Here is a 17,547-nt window from a genome sequence, read left to right as displayed (position 1 = left end):
AAGCCGTGGTCTCCCACATGGTAGTGGTTCCGCGGAGGGGCGGCCCCCTTATCGCCGCGCGTCCCGAGTACTTTGCCACGCTTTACCCGGCCGATCGCAGATCACCCCCGGCCGGGGATGCGCCGCGCGAACGTCGAGATCATCGTCTGCACCTCGCCCACCCGCAGCAGCTTGGCGAACAGCAGGTACAGCGCGAAGCCGCCCGCGCTGCCGACCACCAGCGCGACCAGTCCCTGCCACAGGCCGACGCCGAGCCCGGCCTCCACGACGGCGTGCACCGCGTAGCCGAAGCCGAGCAGCGGCCACAGCGCGATCGCGAGCTTGACGTAGCTGGTGAGCACGCGGCGGCCGTCCATCCCGCCGAGGCGGCGGCGCAGGACCAGCCAGCCGACCAGCGCGCCGACGGTCTGGGCCAGCGCGAAGCCCCCGGCGATGCCCACGATGACCTTGTCGGTGGGCAGCACGGCCGAGACGGTGAGCGCGGCGGCGATGTTGGCGGCGACCACCGCGACGCTGACGAAGGCGGGGGTGCGGGTGTCCTGCATGGAGTAGAAGACCCGCAACATGAGCTGGTAGGCGGCGAACGGCACCAGCGCGATCGCGAACATGCGCAACACCTCGGCGATGACGTGCGCGTCGGCGACGCTGGTGTTGCCGTGCGCGAACAGCACCGTGGTGATCTCGGGGGCCAGCACGCCCATCAGCGCGGCGGCGGGCAGGATCACCACCGACGACAGGCGGAGGCCGCCGGAGAAGTCGTCGCGGACCTCGGCCATGCGCCCGGCGGCGGCGTGCTCGCTCATCCGGGGCAGCAGCGCGGTGATCACCGAGACGCCGATGATCGCGTAGGGGAGCTGGAACAGCTGGTAGGCGTTGAAGTAGGGGGTGTAGCCGACGTCGCCCAGGTGCTCGGCGCGGCCCCGCACGCCCGCCGCGTTGGCCAGCCGGGTGGTGATCGCGAACCCGATCTGGGTGATCACCACGTAGGACAACGTCCAGACCGCCATCCGGCCGATCTGGCCGAGCTCGCCCTTGCGGAAGTCCAGCCGGGGCCGCCAGCGGAAGCCCGAGCCGCGCAGCGACGGCCACAACGCCACGGTCTGGAGCGCCATGCCGCCGATGGTGCCGCCCGCCAGCAGCGCGATCTGCCCGTCGGAGATGTTGTCGGGGCTCACCTCGCCGGTGGCCAGCAACCAGAACGCCCCGGCCGTGCAACAGATGACGATGTTGTTGAGCACCGGCGCCCACATCGGCGCGGCGAACCGCTTGCGCGTGTTGAGGATCGCGCCGGAGAAGGCGCTGACGCCCAGGAAGAAGATCTGCACCGCGAACAGGCGGGCGAACAGCACGGCGAGGTCGCGCTGCGCGCCGTGGAAGCTGCCCCCGTAGATGCTGATGAACACCGGACCGAGCGCCACCGCCACGGCGGTCATCACCGCCAGGCCCAGCACGGCGAGGGTGAACAGCCGCTGCTCGTACCGCGCGCCGTACTCGGCGTCGCGGTCGCGGGCCCGCACGATCAGCGGGACGACCACGGCGGTCAGGACGCCGCCGAGCAGCAGGTCGTAGACGATGAACGGGACGGTGTTGGCGGTGTTGTAGGCGTCGGCCAGCGCGCCCACGCCGAGCGCCGCCACCAGCATCGCGGTGCGCAGGAAGCCGGTGACGCGGGACGCCAGCGTGCCCACGGCCATCACCGCGCTCGACCGGAGCAGCGCCGACGCGCCGCCGCCCTTACCGCCGCCCTCCGGAGCGGAAGGCGGGGCTACGGCGTCGGGGAGGGGCAGGTCAACCGCTGTTTCCGCCGCGATATTCGCCCCCGGCACGGTCTGCGGGGTCCCCGGGTACGGGGGCTGCGCCGGCATCGGGGCCCTCGGCGGCGGAGGCGTCTGGGGCGGACCCGTCGGCGGGCCCTGGTACCGCGACGGGGGTGGCCCCTGGGGGTGCCGCTGGGGCGGTCCCTGCGGGTGTCCCGGGGGAGGTCCCTGCGGGTTCGCCGGGGGCGGGCCCTGGGGAGGCGGGCCCGGTGGGTTGGCCGGTCGGCCAGAACCCCGCCGATCCGGCGCCGGGGGTCCCTGGTCCCATGGCTCCGGCCGCCGCTGGTTCCATTCCGCTTCCGACACCGGCTGCCTCCGCTTCCCGGCGGCGCCTTGCTCTGATGGCCCGCACTCCGACGCCCACGAAGAGTACGGCAAGTCCACCGCCGGTGATGAGCACCGCGACGCGCCCGTACCCCGTGGTCCGCACGGTGATGACCTGCGTGTCGCCGTACTTCTTGCCGTCGTCGACGGTCAGCAGCTCCACGTGCAGGCGGAACGAGCCGTTGCCCATCGCCTGCACCGGGACGCGCGGGGTTTCCTTCTGGTCCGGGCCGAGCTCGATCACCTCGTCCTTGGCCTGGAGCTCGCCCACCTTCAGCTTGGCGGGGTACTCGGCGCTGACCCGCAGCCGGAACCGCACCTTCTGGTCGGGCAGGTCGTTGGCCAGGGTGAGCAGCAGCCGGCCCGAGCCGCCGGCCAGCGGCGCGCTCTTGGACAGCAGGCGGATCTTGTCCATCCGCTCCTTGAGCTCCAGCGCCAGCTCCTGGCGGGCCCGCTGGGCGGGGCCGGGACGGCCGCGCCAGGCGGCCGACTGCAGGCGCAGGACGGCCCGGTCGTAGCTCATGGTGATCGGCGCCACCATGATCGCGGCGAAGCCGCGGGCCCGGTGGCCGATCGCGTACACCTGGTCCAGGTACCGGTCGCCCAGCTCGAAGCGCTGGTACTCGTCGGGGTAGCCGCGGTAGACGCGCGGCTGCGCCGCGGTCGCGCCGACGGCGGCCAGCGGCTTCTCGGCCAGCCAGGGCGCCTTCTGCGTGTAGTCCAGCAACATCTGCGCCTGCTTGGGCGAGGGGTTCCAGTGCCGGTTGGGCGCGACCACCACGGTGCGCTGCGCGTTCGGGCTCTCCATGGTGATCATGGCGGTCTCGGCGAGGAAGCGCTGCTGGGCCAGCAGCTCGCCGCCGGGCGACTTGGCGCTGCTCTGGGAGACGATGGTGCTGAGCTTCTGGTCGTAGGCCAGGACGGGCTTGACGCCCAGGCCCGTCTGCACGTTGGTGCGGGCGACGGTGGTGACGTTCTGCGGCTCGAACATCGTGTCACTCAGCAGGAACGACCCGCCGCCCTTGAGGTTCAGCCGGGCGAGCTGGCCGAGCGTGCCGTACCCGGCCAGGCCCGACGGCGGCCAGGCGATCTGCGTGGTGGGCTTGCGGCCGAGGACGTCGGCGGCGACGCCGGTGTGGGCGTAGGACTGGTTGAGGGGGCCGATCTGCTTGTAGCGGACCAGCGCCATCACGTCGGGGTCGGCGTAGGGGAGGGTGAAGTACGGGTCGCCCTTGGACGCCTCGCGCAGCGACTTCAGCCAGTCGACGGCCGTCTGGCTCTTCTGCTTGTGCACGGTCTTGCGGGGCCGCTGCTCCTGCACGTTGTAGCCGCCGGCGGCGGTCATCGTGGTGACGTCGTCCAGCAGCGCGGGGTCGATCGCCCAGGTGACCGGCGTCCTGGTGCTCTGCGCGGCGTCCACCAGGCCGCGCAGCCGCCCCCCGGCGGCCATGTCGGTGGCGAGCTTGTCGTCGGTGAAGGTGCGGTCGTCGGCGCGGTGCATGCGGTCGACCAGCGGCCAGACCCAGCTGACCTGCACCGGCTTGAAGCTGTTCTGCTTGGGGACGTAGGTGACGAACGAGGTGACGCCCGCGAGCGCCTGCCCGGAGCCGTCCACCACCTCGACACCGACCGGGTAGACGCCGAACCCGTACCGCTCCAGGCCCATCACCGCGGTGTCCACGCTCAGCGAGAAGGTCTGCCGCCCGTTGGCGGCGGCGGTCTGCGGGAGCTGCCAGACGGCGTTCGGCGGCTGGCCGTTCAGGTTGCCGGGCGGGGCGGCGGCGTACTGGTCGAGCTCGCCCCGGCTGGACACCGGGGTGCCGTTGTAGCGCAGCCGCACCGACAGGCCGGGCAGCGCCTGGCCGGACCGGTTCTGCACCACGCCCCTGACGGTGATCTTGGACTTGGGGTCGGCCTTGGCCGACATGTACGTCAGCGAGAGGGCGACCTGCTGGCGGTCGCGGTGCGGCGCGGCGGCGGTCGCGGGCTCGTCGGGCAGCGCCACGTCGGGCGCGGCGGCAAGGGCGGCGTCCACGGTGGTGTCGGGGACCGCCAGTGCCGCCACGGAGGTGCCGGGGACCGCGACGGTGGTGGCGGCCGCGGCGGCGGTTCTGGGCGTCATGGCGGCCAGGAGGCAGGGGAGGAGAGCGGCCAGCGCGGCCGTGCGTTCGACCCGTCTCACGCCATGCCCGCCCGGGGGCGGCCCGCTACCGGGACCGCTTGGGGGCGGCGGGCGTCGTATTCCCGCACCACGGGCTCGATGGTAGTCGCGTCGCCGCCGCCCTCGGACCCCTCCCGGGCGTCCGCGCGTCCGAAACCTCCGCCCAGCAGCGGTCCGGCGATCTTCCCGGGGCGCGGGGCGGGCGTCAGAAGGAGGCCGAGCCCGCGCCGGAACGGTCGGGGAGCCGTCCCGGGCCGAACAGCTCCACCGGCTTGGCCCCGCTCAGCGCGTACAGGTCGAGCGCCCGGATGCCCAGCGCCGTGGACGCCTCGCCGGTCGCGGTGTACACCACCTCGTCGGACGGCAACCCGTCGATGACGCGCTGGTCGACCAGCAGCGGCATGCCCTGGGGCAGCAGCAGCGGGCACACCAGTCCCGCCGCGTAGGCGGTGACCTTGTTGACCAGGTCGGCGCGGGCCGGGCGGATCAGCCGCGCGCCGACGGCGTGCCGCACGACCTCCGTCGGCGGCCGCACCCCCGCCGCGACGATCACCCCGGCCAGGAAGCGCTGCCCCCGGTACACGTCGTTGCAGGCGTAGACGCGTGTCACCAGGCACCGGTCCGCCGGCAGGCCGAGCGCGCGGGGCAGCTCGTCGGCGTGCGCGATCGCGAGGGGCAGCCGCACGATCTCGTGCAGGGTCTCCTGCTCCAGCAACGTCCGGTGGATGGTGAGGGCGTCCTTCATGTCCGGCTCCGTTCCGCGGGGTCGTGACCCCGCTCGCAACCCCCGTTGGCTGTTCCGCGCCCCGTGGCCGTGCCGCGCCACCGGCCGTCCCCCGGCCGTCCCCCCTGTCGCGTGGCCCCCGCACGGCGGGTCTGGTCACATACCCGCCGAAACGGAGATCATCCATGGGGGGCGCGCCGGTCGCCTCCGTCGCCCGCCGCGTGTCCCGTGCGCGCTCCGGCACCCCCGCCGCGGGCCGGCCCGGCCGGGCGGTGGCCCGAGCTGCGGCGGCGTCCCGCTACCGTTGGGGGTCAGGGGAGGCTCGGCCGGCGGCCGCGCGGGTGTTCACCGGGATATCCAGAACGTAACCCGGGGATCGCGGGATGTGAAGAGCCTTCAATCCCGTCTTCGGGCGGACGCGCGCCCGCGCGCGCAAAGTCCTTTGTCAGCGAACCACCAAGGAAATACGCTCGATGGCCGTGCCCAACCAGAACGTGTCCCCCGAGCCGCAGGCTGCCCCCTCGACGGCCCAGCGCGCCGCCGTCGCCGACCTGCTGCGCCGCGTCGCGCCCGTCGCCGACGAGCTGGGGGCCCGCTTCGCGGCCGCCGGGCACGAGCTCGCCCTGGTCGGCGGCCCGGTCCGGGACGCGCTGCTGCGCCGCCCCACCAAGGACGTGGACCTGACCACCGACGCGCCGCCGGAGAAGATCCTGGAGATCATCGACGGCTGGGCCGACGCGGTGTGGACGATCGGCATCGAGTTCGGCACGGTCGGCCTGCGCAAGGGCGACGACCAGCTGGAGATCACCACCTACCGCAGCGAGTCCTACGACCCGAAGTCGCGCAAGCCCGAGGTGTCCTACGGCACCTCGCTGAAGGAGGACCTGCGCCGCCGCGACTTCGCGGTGAACGCGATGGCGGCGCGGCTGCCCGGCTATGAGCTGGTGGACCCGTTCGGTGGCCTCACCGACCTGCACCGCAAGGTGCTGCGCACGCCCGGCCGCCCCGAGGACTCCTTCAGCGACGATCCGCTGCGGATGATGCGCGCGGCGCGCTTCGCGTCCCAGCTCGGCTTCGCGGTCGCCCCGGACGTGGTGCGGGCGATGACCGACATGGCCGACCGCATCGAGATCGTGTCGGCCGAGCGGGTGCGCGACGAGCTGTCCAAGCTGGTCTGCGGCGAGCACCCGCGCGAGGGCCTGGCGCTGCTGGTGGACACCGGCCTCGCCGCGCACGTGCTGCCCGAGTTGCCCAAGCTGCGGCTGGAGATCGACGAGCACCACCGGCACAAGGACGTCTACGAGCACTCGCTGATCGTGCTGGAGCAGGCGATCGCGCAGGAGGAGGACGGCCCGGACCTGGTGTTGCGGCTGGCGGCGCTGCTGCACGACATCGGCAAGCCCCGCACCCGCCGCTTCGAGGCGGGCGGCCGGGTGTCGTTCCACCACCACGAGGTCGTCGGCGCGAAGATGACCCGCAAGCGGCTGACCGCGCTGCGCTACCCCAAGGAGGTCATCGCGGAGGTGTCGCGGCTGGTGGAGCTGCACCTGCGGTTCCACGGGTACGGCACGGGCGAGTGGACCGACTCGGCGGTGCGCCGGTACGTGCGCGACGCGGGCCCGCTGCTGAAGCGGCTGCACAAACTGACCCGCGCGGACTGCACCACCCGCAACAAGCGCAAGGCCGACCGCCTGCGCCGCACCTACGACGACCTGGAGGTGCGGATCGACCGGCTCGCCGAGGAGGAGGAGCTGGCCTCGATCCGCCCGGAGATCGACGGCAACGAGATCCAGGAGATCCTGGGCATCAGGCCCGGCCCGGCGGTGGGCCGCGCCTACAAGTTCCTGCTGGAGCTGCGCCTGGACCAGGGCATGGTCGGCAAGGAGGCGGCGGCGGCCGAGCTGCGCCGCTGGGCCGCCGAGGAGGGGCTGACGGCGGCCGACGGCGGCACGGGCGACGCCTCGGACTCCGGCACGGACTCCGGCACGGGCGGCGGTGCGGCGTGATCGACCTCAGGCTGGGCCGGATGAGCCCCCAGCAGGCCGAACGGCTGCTGGAGTTCGACCGCGAGCACGTCTGGCACCCCTACGCGCCGATGCCCGCCACCGATCCCGTGCAACCGGTCGTGTCGGCGGCCGGGACGCGCCTGACCCTCGCCGACGGCAGCGAGCTGATCGACGGCATGTCGTCGTGGTGGTCGGCGATCCACGGCTACAACCACCCCAAGCTCAACGCGGCGGTCACCGCCCAGCTCGGCAAGATGGCGCACGTCATGTTCGGCGGGCTGACCCACCCGCCCGCCGTGCGGCTGGCCGAGAAGCTGGTCGAGCTGACGCCCGCGCCGCTGACCAAGGTGTTCTTCACCGACTCGGGGTCGGTCGCCGTCGAGGTCGCGATCAAGATGGCGCTCCAGTACTGGCGCTCGCAGGGGCGGCCCGAACGGCACCGGCTGCTGACGGTGCGCGGCGGCTACCACGGCGACACCTTCGGCGACATGGCCGTGTGCGACCCGGTCAACGGGATGCACCACCTGTTCAGTGACGTGCTGGCGCGGCACGTGTTCGCGCCCCGCCCGCCCGGCGGCTACCTGGACGAGCCCGACGAGGAGTACCTCGCCGAGCTGAAGCGGCTGGCCGCCGAGCACTCCGGCGAGCTGGCCGGGATCATCGTCGAGCCGGTCGTGCAGGGCGCGGGCGGGATGCGCTTCTACGCGCCCGAGTACCTGCGCGCGCTGCGCGAGATCGCCGACGAGCACGGGCTGCTGCTGGTCCTGGACGAGATCGCCACCGGCTTCGGCCGCACCGGCGAGTTCTGGGGCTGCGACCACGCCGAGGTCGTGCCCGACATCATGTGCGTCGGCAAGGCCCTGACCGGCGGCTACATGACGCTCGCCGCCACGCTCTGCACCGACGAGGTGGCGCGCGTCATCTCCACCGGGGAGGCCCAGGTGCTGATGCACGGGCCCACCTTCATGGCCAACCCGCTGGCGACGGCCGTGGCGGCGGCGTCGATCGATCTGCTGCTGTCGCGCGACTGGCACGCCGAGGTCGACACCATCGAGGCCGTGCTGACCGCCGGGCTGGAGGGCGCGCGCGAGCTGCCGGGCGTCGCCGACGTGCGGGTGCTCGGCGGCATCGGCGTCATCGAGGCCCGCGAGCCGGTCGACGTGGCGGCCGTGCAGGAGGTCGTGATGGAGCACGGCGTGTGGTTGCGGCCCTTCGGCAGGCTGATCTACACGATGCCGCCGTACGTCAGCACCGAGGACGACCTTGAGCACATCGCCGACGCCATGTACGCCGCGGCCGTCTCGCTGACCGAGGACTGACGCGGCGGGAGCCGCCGCGCCGCCGCTGGGCGTCGCGCCGTCGTTGCCGTCGTGCTGCGTCTGGCCGCCTCAGTGCGCCGGGACGGCCGCTCCGGCGCGGCCCGACAACGTCCGGTACACCAGCGCGCTCGCGGCGTAGGCCGCGATCACCAGCGCGAGGGTCGCGTAGGAGACGCCGTCGGCGGGCAGCCAGGTCGCCGCCACGGCCGCCGCCGCGGCGAAGGCCGCGTTGAACAACATGTCGTACACCGCGAAGACCCGGCCCCGGTAGGCGTCGTCGATCGACTCCTGGAGCACGGTGTCCACGCACAACTTCACGCCCTGCGACACCACCCCCAGCGCGAACGCGCCCGCCGCCCACGGCAGCTCGGCGAACGGCGTCGCCAGCAGCAGGAGCGACACCGCCCCGGCCCCCAGCAGCAGCGTGACCCACGCCTGCTTGCTGATCCGCCGCACGACGAGCGGGGTCGCCAGCGCGCCGGCGAAGAAACCCGCGCCCGACACCCCCAGCATCATCGCGAACGCTGCCAGCCCGTCCTCGGCGTCGGCGGTGAAGCGGTTGCGGCACAGCAGCAACGTCATGATCAGGATGACGCCGTACAGGAAGCGATGCACCGAGATCGCGCCCAGCGCCAGCGCGGCCTGCCGCCGCCGGGCCAGGTGCCGCGCCCCGTCCGCCAGGCCGTGCAGCACGTTGCCGAGCGCCCGCCGGGTCTGCTCGGGGGCCTCGGCGAGGTGCGGGCCCAGCGTGCGGCGCGGCAGCGTCGTCGCCGTCAGCCCGGCCAGCAGGAACAGGGCCGCCCCGCACAGCAGGATCAGCGCCGTCCCGTCGCCGCCCGCGCCGAACACCGCGCGCAGCAGGTAGCCGACGCCCGCGCCCACGAACGCGATCACCGTCCCGGAGGTGACGGCGAACGCGTTGGCCGTCACCAGGTGCTCGCGCCGCACGACGTGCGGCAGCGCCGCCGACAGCGCCGCCAGGAAGAAGCGGTTCACTCCCAGCACCAGCAGCACCATCAGGAAGAACCCCGCGCCGTCGTACCCACCGGCGACCAGCGCGGCCACCACCGCGACCAGCGCCGCCCGCAGGACGGGCGTCCAGATCAGGATGCGCCGCCGCGACCAGCGGTCGATGAGCACCCCGGCGAACGGGCCCAGCGCCGAGTACGGCAGCAGCGTCACCGCGAACGCGGCCGCCGCCTTGCCCGCCGACGCCTGCCGCTCGGGGGAGAAGAAGACGTAACCGGCCAGCGCGACCTGGAACACGCCGTCGGTGAGCTGCGAGGTCAGCCGCGTCGCGTACAGCCGCCGGAAGTCCCGGCCCCGCACGATCGCACGCAGTTCGCTCGCTCTCACCCGATCACCCTATGCGGCCGTCCGAGAACCTTCGCCGGTCGTGCGTCAGGGGGCCAGCCACACGTGCGTGTAGTCGTAGGAGGCGGCCGTCGGCAGGAACCGCAGGCCCCGCACGCGCGCCGACATGTAGGTGGTCACCGCGCGCTCCATCAGCGGCACGATGGCCGCGTCCTCCATGATCTTCTGGTCGGCCTGCTGCCAGTACCCGGCGGCCTGGTTGGGGTCGCTCGCGGTGAGCGCGGCGTCGATGGTGCCGTTGACCTGGAAGTTGTCGTAGCCGCCGTAGTTGGTGGAGCCCGGCCCGTACAGCCGGCCGTCGAACAGCGGCTGGATCACCGAGCGGCCGTTGTTGCCGTACCAGTCCGGCGTCCACCCGGGTGCGGCGATGTCCCACTGGCCCGCCCGCGCCCTGCCGGGGTCGGAGATGGTGCCGCTGTAGAAGGTGTTCCCGGCGTCGGCCGACAGCTCGGTCTCGACGCCGCACGCGTCGAGGTCGGCCGCGATCGACTGCGCGATGAGCTTGTGCAGGCCGTTGGTGCGGTAGGGGAAGCGCAGCTTGAGGCCGGAGTGCCCGGCCTTGGCGAGCAGGTCGCGGCACTTGGCGGCGTCGCCCGCCTCGCCGGGCGTGCGGTAGTGCGGGATCGCCGAGTAGCCGGGCAGCCCGGACGGGATGACCGTGTGCAGTGGTTGCGCCACGTCCGGCCCGCCGACGATCTTGATGAGGGCGGAGCGGTCCACCGCGTACTCCAGCGCCTGCCGCACCTCGCGCTTGCCGAGCGCGCCGGAGTTGCTGGGGCTGCGGGTGTTGAACACCAGGTAGGGATTGGTGTTGGGCACGTCGCGGATGGCGAACCGGGCGTCGCGGCGCAACCGGGGCAGCGCCGAGGTCGGCACGGGCTGGTCCCAGGCCAGGTCGGCGCCGCCCTGCTCGATCTGGCGCTGCACGGCCTCGGCCGAGTCCTGCCCGAGCGTGATCTCGATCTTGGCGACGTGCCGGGACCGCAGCGGGTCGCTCCCGGCGCGCCACGCCGGGTTGTGGCCCAGCGTGTAGGACTGGCCGGGCCGGTAGCCCGTGATCTGGTACGGGCCGTTGGAGACGGTGTTGCGCCGCAGCTCGGCCGAGTCCGGCACGTACCTGTCGTACTCCTTGGGCGCGGCGGCCGACGGCTGGAGCGTCAGCAGGTTCAGGAAGTCGCTGGCGGGCTGGCGCAGCTTGAAGACCAGGGTGTCGTCGTCCTTGGCGCTCAGCCCCTCGATCTCGTGCCGGTCCTGGTAGGCGGCCTGCGCGGCGGCGTCCTTGGCGGCCACGCCGGCGAAGCCCCGGCAGTAGGAGTCCATCCCCTTGATCGTGGAGATGTAGTAGCCCTTGCTGGAGGACGGGGCGGCCGGGTTGCACAGCCGCTTGAGGCCCCGGACGAAGTCGTGCGCGGTGACCGCGCGCGGCGGGGAGGTGTTCCACCGCACGCCCTGCCGCAGGCGCACGGTGTAGGTGCGGCGGTCCTTGCTGATGCCGCCGTTCTCGCGGGTCGGGATCTCGGCCGCGACGTCGGCCTGCACCGGGATCGTCTCGCTGAACACGTTGGACGCGCGGGTGCCGAACAGCGCCCGCGCGAAGACGCGCGTCAGGCCGTAGGACCCGACGCTGTTGACGGCGGCGGTGTCGAGGTGCTCGACGTCGGCGGAGCCCACGACGCGCAGCGTGCCGCCGTCGCGCGGCGGCCCGGTCGCGGCGCCCACCGAACGGTCGTCCCCGCCGCACGCGGACAGGCCCGCCGCGGTCACCACGGCTCCCGCGAACCCCGCCGTCAGCCTGAGCGCCACCGGTGCCATGCATCTCCTCCGCTCGGCGATCCGACCGTCACTGGAGGTGTCAGAGTAGGGCCAGAACGTGACAACGGCCGCTACATCACCATTTCTTGTCTAGGAATAAGGAAGCCCTGACAGTGTGTCCACTGTCAGGGCTTCCTTGGCGAGCTTTTGTGAGCAGGCTCTCAGATGTTTACCGTCCGGGGCGGCTCACCGGCCCGGCGCTCAGCGCGCATCGCTCGCTCAGCGCTCAGCACCCATCGCTCGCTCAGCGCTCGATGTCACCGCGGATGAACGCCTCGACGGCCTCGCGGGCCTGGTCGTCGTTGTACTGCTCCGGCGGCGACTTCATGAAGTAGGAGCTGGCCGACAGGATCGGGCCGCCGACGCCGCGGTCCTTGGCGATCTTCGCGGCGCGCACCGCGTCGATGATGACGCCGGCGGAGTTCGGGGAGTCCCAGACCTCCAGCTTGTACTCCAGGTTCAGCGGGGTGTCGCCGAAGGAGCGGCCCTCCAGGCGGACGTAGGCCCACTTGCGGTCGTCCAGCCACGGCACGTGGTCCGACGGGCCGATGTGCACGTCGGCCTTGGCCATCTCGTGCGGGATCTGGGAGGTGACCGACTGGGTCTTGGAGATCTTCTTGGACTGCAGGCGCTTGCGCTCCAGCATGTTCATGAAGTCCATGTTGCCGCCGAAGTTGAGCTGGTAGGTGCGCAGCAGCTCGACGCCGCGGTCCTCGAACAGCTTGGCCATCACGCGGTGCGTGATGGTCGCGCCGACCTGGGACTTGATGTCGTCGCCGACGATCGGCACACCGGCGTCGGTGAACTTCTGGGCCCACTCGGGGTCGGAGGCGATGAACACCGGCAGCGCGTTGACGAAGGCGACCTTGGCGTCGATGGCGCACTGGGCGTAGAAGCGGTCGGCCTCCTCCGAGCCCACCGGCAGGTACGACACCAGGACGTCGACCTCGGCGTCCTTGAGGGCCCGCACCACGTCGACCGGCTCGGCGTCCGACTCCTCGACCATGTCGAGGTAGTACTCGCCGAGCCCGTCCAGGGTGTGGCCGCGCTGCACGACGACGCCGCTCGGCGGCACGTCGGCGAACTTGATGGTGTTGTTCTCGCTGGCGTGGATCGCCTCGGAGAGGTCCATGCCGACCTTCTTGGCGTCCACGTCGAAGGCCGCCACGAACTCGACGTCGCCCACGTGGTAGTCGCCGAACTGAACGTGCATCAGGCCGGGGACGCGGGTCTCGGGCGCCGCGTCCTTGTAGAACTCGACACCCTGGACGAGTGAAGAGGCGCAGTTGCCCACACCCACGATGGCTACGCGCACCGAACCCATCCGGTTGCTCCTTCTCTCTTGCGGAACATGTGGTGTTTCGTCACCCGACCCCGAGGGGGGTGGGCCGCCTTGCGTCAGCGGCCCGTCTCCCGAGGCATGTCCTGAGTCGTATTAGAAGTCTTGTTGGCTTGCAGTTCCTGTTCCGCCCGCTCGCGCCCGATCAGCTCGTTGAGCCAGCGGACCTCGCGTTCGACGGATTCGAGCCCATGGTTCTGGAGCTCCAGGGTGTAGCTGTCCACCCGCTCGCGGGTGCGCGCCAGCGCGGCGCGCAGCCGCTCCAGCCGCTCCTCCAGCCGGCTGCGCCGGCCTTCCAGGATCCGCAGCCGCACGTCGGCGCGGGTGTGCGAGAAGAAGGCGAAGTGCACGCCGAACCCCTCGTCCTCCCACGACGCCGGCCCGGCCTCGGTCAGGAGCTGCTGGAGCCGCTCCTTGCCCTCGGCGGTGAGCTTGTAGACGATCTTCGAGCGGCGGCTCTGCAGCGCCAGCGGCACGTTCGGCTCCTCGGGCCGGTCCTCGACGATGAGCCCCTTGGCGAGGAGCAGCTTGAGGCACGGGTAGAGCGAGCCGTACGAGAAGGCGCGGAACATCCCCAGCAGGGTGTTGAGCCGCTTGCGCAGCTCGTACCCGTGCATCGGGGACTCGTGCAGCAGGCCGAGGACGGCGAGTTCGAGAACGCCTGCGCCCTTCTTGCCCGCCATGCCGCGTCCCACTTCCGCAGAGCCGATGTCTCGTCTTGATGTATCGAGCGAATGTATCGGTTCGATACATCGCCAAGATACGTACCGCGATCGCTCCTGGCAAGTCGGCCTCGTCACGAAGGCTCCTGGTACGCCCTTTTCGCTACCTCTCTCGGCGGGTGCGGGCGGCCTGGCCTGCTGTTATGTGGGCCGGTGCCACGGTGAACCCGCCGGGCGCGCGCCCGCTCGGTCCGTCGGCGCGGGCGGCCACCCGCGCGACCTACACCTACGGGGCGGAACCGGGCCGTCACGAAGGGCGCGCGGGCCCTGCGGAGCTTGTGCGGATGGCGCAGGAATACGGTGAATTCAGGGTGTATGTGGTGGAAGTGTGCCAAGGTTGCGGCTGGAACCACCTGACGGTGTCCGCTGTCCTCGGCCTGCGGGATCAGCCCTCTGACCTGTGAGGACACGCCCCGGTGCGGGCGAGATGGGCGGGTTCGTGGCACACTGCCTCCGGCGGCCCCGCAAGGCCCGTCCCTCCCCCGCTCACCACCCCGCACAGTAATCTTCGGGAAATCCAGTCCCCTGTTGATCGAGGTCGCGTGAGTCATCCAAGCCAGCCCCGACCGGTACCCGGGTCGCCGCGGCCGGGCGGGCAGAACTTCTCCCGTCCCGGTCCGTCCAACGGTCCCGGCCCCTCCGGACCCCCGCAGGGGTCCCCGGCGCCGGGCCGTCCGGACGTGCCTCCAGGCGCCCCGGGCGGGCAGCGCAACGTACCCGGGGCGCACCGCTCCGTCGGACCGGGAGCACCGGCCGGGCCGGGGGGCCCAGGCGGTCCCGGTGGCCCCGGCGGTCCGGGCGGTCCGGGCGGATTCGGTGGACAGGGCCCGGGAGGACCGGGCGGCCCCATCGGCCCGGGTGGACGCGGCCCCGGCGGCCCGAACGGGCCCGGGGGACCGGGTGGCCCCGGCGGTCCCGGTGGTCCGGGTGGCCCTGGCGGCGGAGGCCGCGGGCGGCGCGGCGCGCAGGACCCGTCGAAGCGGGGCTGGAAGCGCCACTTCCTGTCGCGCACGACCGGCTGGCGCCGCTTCCTGCCGTCGTGGAAGGTCGTCGCCGCCCTGTTCGTGCTGCTGTTCGGCAGCCTCACGGCGATGGTCAGCATGGCCTACGCGGGCACGCCGGTGCCGGAGGAGCCCTCGGTCGAGGGCGTGGAGGACCAGGCGTCGATCTTCTACTACTCCGACGGCAAGACCGAGATCGGCCGGATGGGCAAGGCGCGCGAGAGCGTCGAGCTGGCCAAGGTGCCCCGGCACGTCCAGGACGCGGTGCTGGCGGCGGAGAACCGCACCTTCCGCACCGACAAGGGCGGCATCTCGGTCAAGGGCACCGGCCGCGCCGTCTGGCTGAACCTGACCGGCGGCAAGGGCGGCGGCTCGACGATCACCCAGCAGCTGGCGAAGAACTACTACTCCGACCCGTTCAACCGGACCTACGGCCGCAAGGTCAAGGAGATGTTCATCTCCATCAAGCTCGAGGACAAGTACGACAAGGAAGAGATCCTCAAGCTCTACCTGAACACCATCTACTTCGGGCGTGACACCTACGGCATCCAGGCCGCCTCGCGCGAGTACTTCGGCAAGAACGTCGACCAGCTCAACAAGAGCCAGGCGGCGGTGCTGGGCGGGATGATCCAGGACCCCAACCGGGAGATCACCAAGAAGGAGAGCCAGCCCTGGCTCAAGGAGCGCTACGCCTACACCCTGAACGGCATGGTCGGGCTGAACACCATCACCCAGGCCGAGGCCGACTCGCTCAAGACGAAGCTGCCGTCCATCAACAAGCCGGGCAAGCGCGGCCAGCTCTACGCCGGGCAGCGCGGCTACATGCTGATGCGGGCCAAGACCGAGCTGATGCGCCAGGGCATCACCGAGCAGGAGCTCACCACCAAGGGCCTGCGCATCACCACGACCTTCGACGAGCAGAAGATGAGGGACGCCAAGCAGGCGGCCGAGCACTCCGTCCCGCAGGTGCACCCCAAGCAGCTCGCGCGCAAGTCGAAGATCCGGGTCGGCCTCATCTCGGTCCGGACCGAGAACGGTGAGGTCGAGGCGTTCTACGGCGGCCCCGACTACCTCACCCAGGCGTTCGACAACGTCTGGAGCGGCTCGGCGCAGGCCGGGTCGGCGGTCAAGCCGTACGTGCTGGCCACCGCGCTGAAGCAGGGCTACAACCTCAACAGCCGGCTGGAAGGCCGGTCGATGGCCCCGATCGACGGCAACGGCAACGTGGTGTCGCCCAACACCCCAGGCGTCATCAAGGTGCCCAACGGCCACACCAGCGGCCCGACGGTCACCATGACCGAGGCCACCGCCGACTCGGTCAACACCGCGTTCGTGCAGCTCGGCTTCAAGGTCGGCCACGAGGCGCTGATCAAGACCGAGACCGACGCGGGCATCTCCCCCGACCTGGTGAAGCCCTACAAGGGGCAGGGCGGCATCGCGCTCGGCATCAACAACATCCGGCCGGTCGAGCAGGCCGCCGGGTACCAGGCGTTCGCCAACGGCGGCACCTGGCACGAGCCGCGCGTGCTGCGCAAGGTGATGGTCCGCGACGAGAACAACAAGGACAAGAAGAAGACCAAGCTCATCCCGTACCGGACGCCCAAGTTCTCCGGGCTGAAGTTCAAGAAGGAGCGCCAGGTCTTCTCCTCCGCCGTCGCCGCGGACGCCACCCACGCCATGCGGCAGGTGGTCCTGCGCGGCACCGCGCAGGCGGCGGCGCTGCCCGACCGTCCCGTGGCCGGCAAGACCGGCACCACCGACCACAACGTGGCGACCTGGTTCGTCGGCTACGTCCCGCAGCTCTCCACGGCGGTGACGCTCTACAACGACGAGTTCGACAAGGTCGCCAAGCGCAAGAAGTCGCTGATCCTGCCGGGCATCGGCGAGGTCGAGGGCGGTAGCGTGCCGGCGCGCATCTGGCGGGCCTACATGGTCGACGCGACCAAGGGCATGGAGGTCAAGCAGTTCCCGCCGCCCGCCAACGCGGGCCGGATCGAACTGTGGGCCAAGCCGCCGGTGAAGAAGGAGAAGAAGGAAGAGAAGAAGGACGAGAACAAGGACAAGCCCAGGTACTGCCGGCTGCCCATGTTCAAGGACCGCCCCGAGTGCAAGGACGGCAACGAGCCCGAGCAGCCGAAGCCGGGCGGCGAGAAGCCGCCGTGCCAGAGCCCGATCGCCAACCCCACCTGCGACCCCAACAAGCCGCCGCAGCCGAACCCGCCGAAGAACGGCTGGTGGTGCCGCATGCACCCGGACTACCCGGCGTGCCGCAAGAACGGCCGCGACAATCAGGAGCAGGGGCAGAACGAGCCGGTGACGCCGAACTCCCTTCCCGAACGCTCGCGCATAGCGTTCAGCCCGAGCAGACCACGGGACTGACGTCCAGCGGTACGGCGGCGGCCGGTCTCTCCCAGGCGGGGGGATCGGCCGCCGCCGTTCCGGCCGGTGTTGTGCAGAGATTGTGCGGGTTTCCTTCAGGTGCGCGGCGGCGCGGCGCCGGTCGTGCGGCGCTCCCTCGCCGTCGTCCTGATCGCCTCGCGCGCCGCTCGCCTCCATAGCGACGCGCTGGAGGCCGCACGACGCACGTTTCTGCTGGTTGTACCGGTATGCCGGATAAGGTGCGACACGCCGCAGCGGCCCCCGCCGGTCCGGCCGCGCCGCCCCGGGCCGCCCGCGCACCGGCCGCTGCCGACCCCCACGCCCCGACGTGAGCAGTACTCTCGGACGACGCACAGCCGTACCCCCAGTTGATGAGGACGCGTGAGTTACCCAAGCCAGTACGGACCGGAAAACGGAGACGGCCCCCGCTCCGGGGGCCCGCGCCGACCCGGCGGGTCAGGCACGCCCCGCAGTGGCAGGGGAGCGCAAGGCGAGGCTCCCGGCGGTTCGCCCACGCCCGGCCGCCCGGCCCGGCCCGGCGGGCGACCGCCCCAGCGCGGTGGCCGCCC

11 protein-coding genes are annotated in these 17,547 nt (G+C 71.9%); 4 read left to right on the top strand and 7 right to left on the bottom strand.

Annotated elements, in window-relative coordinates; translation table 11 throughout:
• Positions 1-101: 101 nt before the first annotated feature.
• From murJ to AH6_RS30515, 3 genes are all read right to left on the bottom strand, one after another.
• Positions 102-1,865, bottom strand: a complete 1,764-nt coding sequence (gene murJ / locus AH6_RS30525) for a murein biosynthesis integral membrane protein MurJ (protein ID WP_083983630.1) — start codon at positions 1,863-1,865, stop codon at positions 102-104.
• Entirely contained in the window at positions 1,789-4,323 is a 2,535-nt protein-coding gene (locus tag AH6_RS30520) for a DUF6049 family protein (RefSeq protein ID WP_067486899.1), read from the bottom strand. Before AH6_RS30520 ends, murJ begins: the two co-directional genes overlap by 77 nt.
• Positions 4,324-4,507: 184 nt before the next feature.
• Entirely contained in the window at positions 4,508-5,047 is a 540-nt protein-coding gene (locus tag AH6_RS30515; RefSeq protein ID WP_067486896.1) for an aminoacyl-tRNA deacylase, read from the bottom strand.
• 452 nt (positions 5,048-5,499) lie between these two features.
• Here AH6_RS30515 and AH6_RS30510 point away from each other — a divergent pair, with 452 nt between their 5' ends.
• Both AH6_RS30510 and bioA read left to right on the top strand, forming a co-directional pair.
• On the top strand, positions 5,500-7,032 hold the full coding sequence (locus tag AH6_RS30510) for a CCA tRNA nucleotidyltransferase (protein ID WP_067486893.1): 1,533 nt from the start codon (positions 5,500-5,502) through the stop codon (positions 7,030-7,032).
• A 20-nt stretch (positions 7,033-7,052) separates the two neighbouring features.
• Positions 7,053-8,351, top strand: coding sequence for an adenosylmethionine--8-amino-7-oxononanoate transaminase (bioA, locus tag AH6_RS30505; RefSeq protein WP_067487014.1), 1,299 nt, complete (start codon positions 7,053-7,055; stop codon positions 8,349-8,351).
• Between the two features lie 69 nt (positions 8,352-8,420).
• Here bioA and AH6_RS30500 read toward each other — a convergent pair whose 3' ends face one another.
• The 4 genes from AH6_RS30500 to AH6_RS30485 form a co-directional block, all read right to left on the bottom strand.
• Positions 8,421-9,707 carry an MFS transporter gene (locus tag AH6_RS30500; protein WP_067486891.1) on the bottom strand — a complete coding sequence of 429 codons (1,287 nt, stop codon included), beginning with the start codon at positions 9,705-9,707 and terminating at the stop codon, positions 8,421-8,423.
• 45 nt (positions 9,708-9,752) lie between these two features.
• The gene (locus AH6_RS30495; RefSeq protein ID WP_083983629.1) at positions 9,753-11,537 is read right to left on the bottom strand and encodes an ABC transporter substrate-binding protein; all 1,785 of its coding nucleotides are present in this window, start codon (positions 11,535-11,537) and stop codon (positions 9,753-9,755) included.
• A 244-nt stretch (positions 11,538-11,781) separates the two neighbouring features.
• Positions 11,782-12,861 (bottom strand): inositol-3-phosphate synthase, encoded by a 1,080-nt coding sequence (locus AH6_RS30490; RefSeq protein WP_067486888.1) that lies wholly within the window; start codon positions 12,859-12,861, stop codon positions 11,782-11,784.
• A 74-nt stretch (positions 12,862-12,935) separates the two neighbouring features.
• A complete protein-coding gene (locus AH6_RS30485) occupies positions 12,936-13,559 on the bottom strand; it encodes a PadR family transcriptional regulator (RefSeq protein WP_067486885.1) in 624 nt (207 codons plus the stop codon).
• A gap of 38 nt (positions 13,560-13,597) precedes the next feature.
• Here AH6_RS30485 and AH6_RS46965 point away from each other — a divergent pair, with 38 nt between their 5' ends.
• Positions 13,598-14,002 (top strand): DUF5318 family protein, encoded by a 405-nt coding sequence (locus AH6_RS46965; protein WP_307190403.1) that lies wholly within the window; start codon positions 13,598-13,600, stop codon positions 14,000-14,002.
• Between the two features lie 687 nt (positions 14,003-14,689).
• The gene (locus AH6_RS30480) at positions 14,690-16,978 is read left to right on the top strand and encodes a transglycosylase domain-containing protein (RefSeq protein ID WP_157431820.1); all 2,289 of its coding nucleotides are present in this window, start codon (positions 14,690-14,692) and stop codon (positions 16,976-16,978) included.
• Positions 16,979-17,547 lie beyond the last annotated feature (569 nt).

Source organism: Actinomadura hibisca NBRC 15177 (assembly GCF_001552635.1).
In the GTDB taxonomy this organism is placed as follows: domain Bacteria; phylum Actinomycetota; class Actinomycetes; order Streptosporangiales; family Streptosporangiaceae; genus Spirillospora; species Spirillospora hibisca.
Note: the sequence above shows the minus strand (reverse complement) of the source record. Positions and strands in the feature narration are given on the sequence as shown.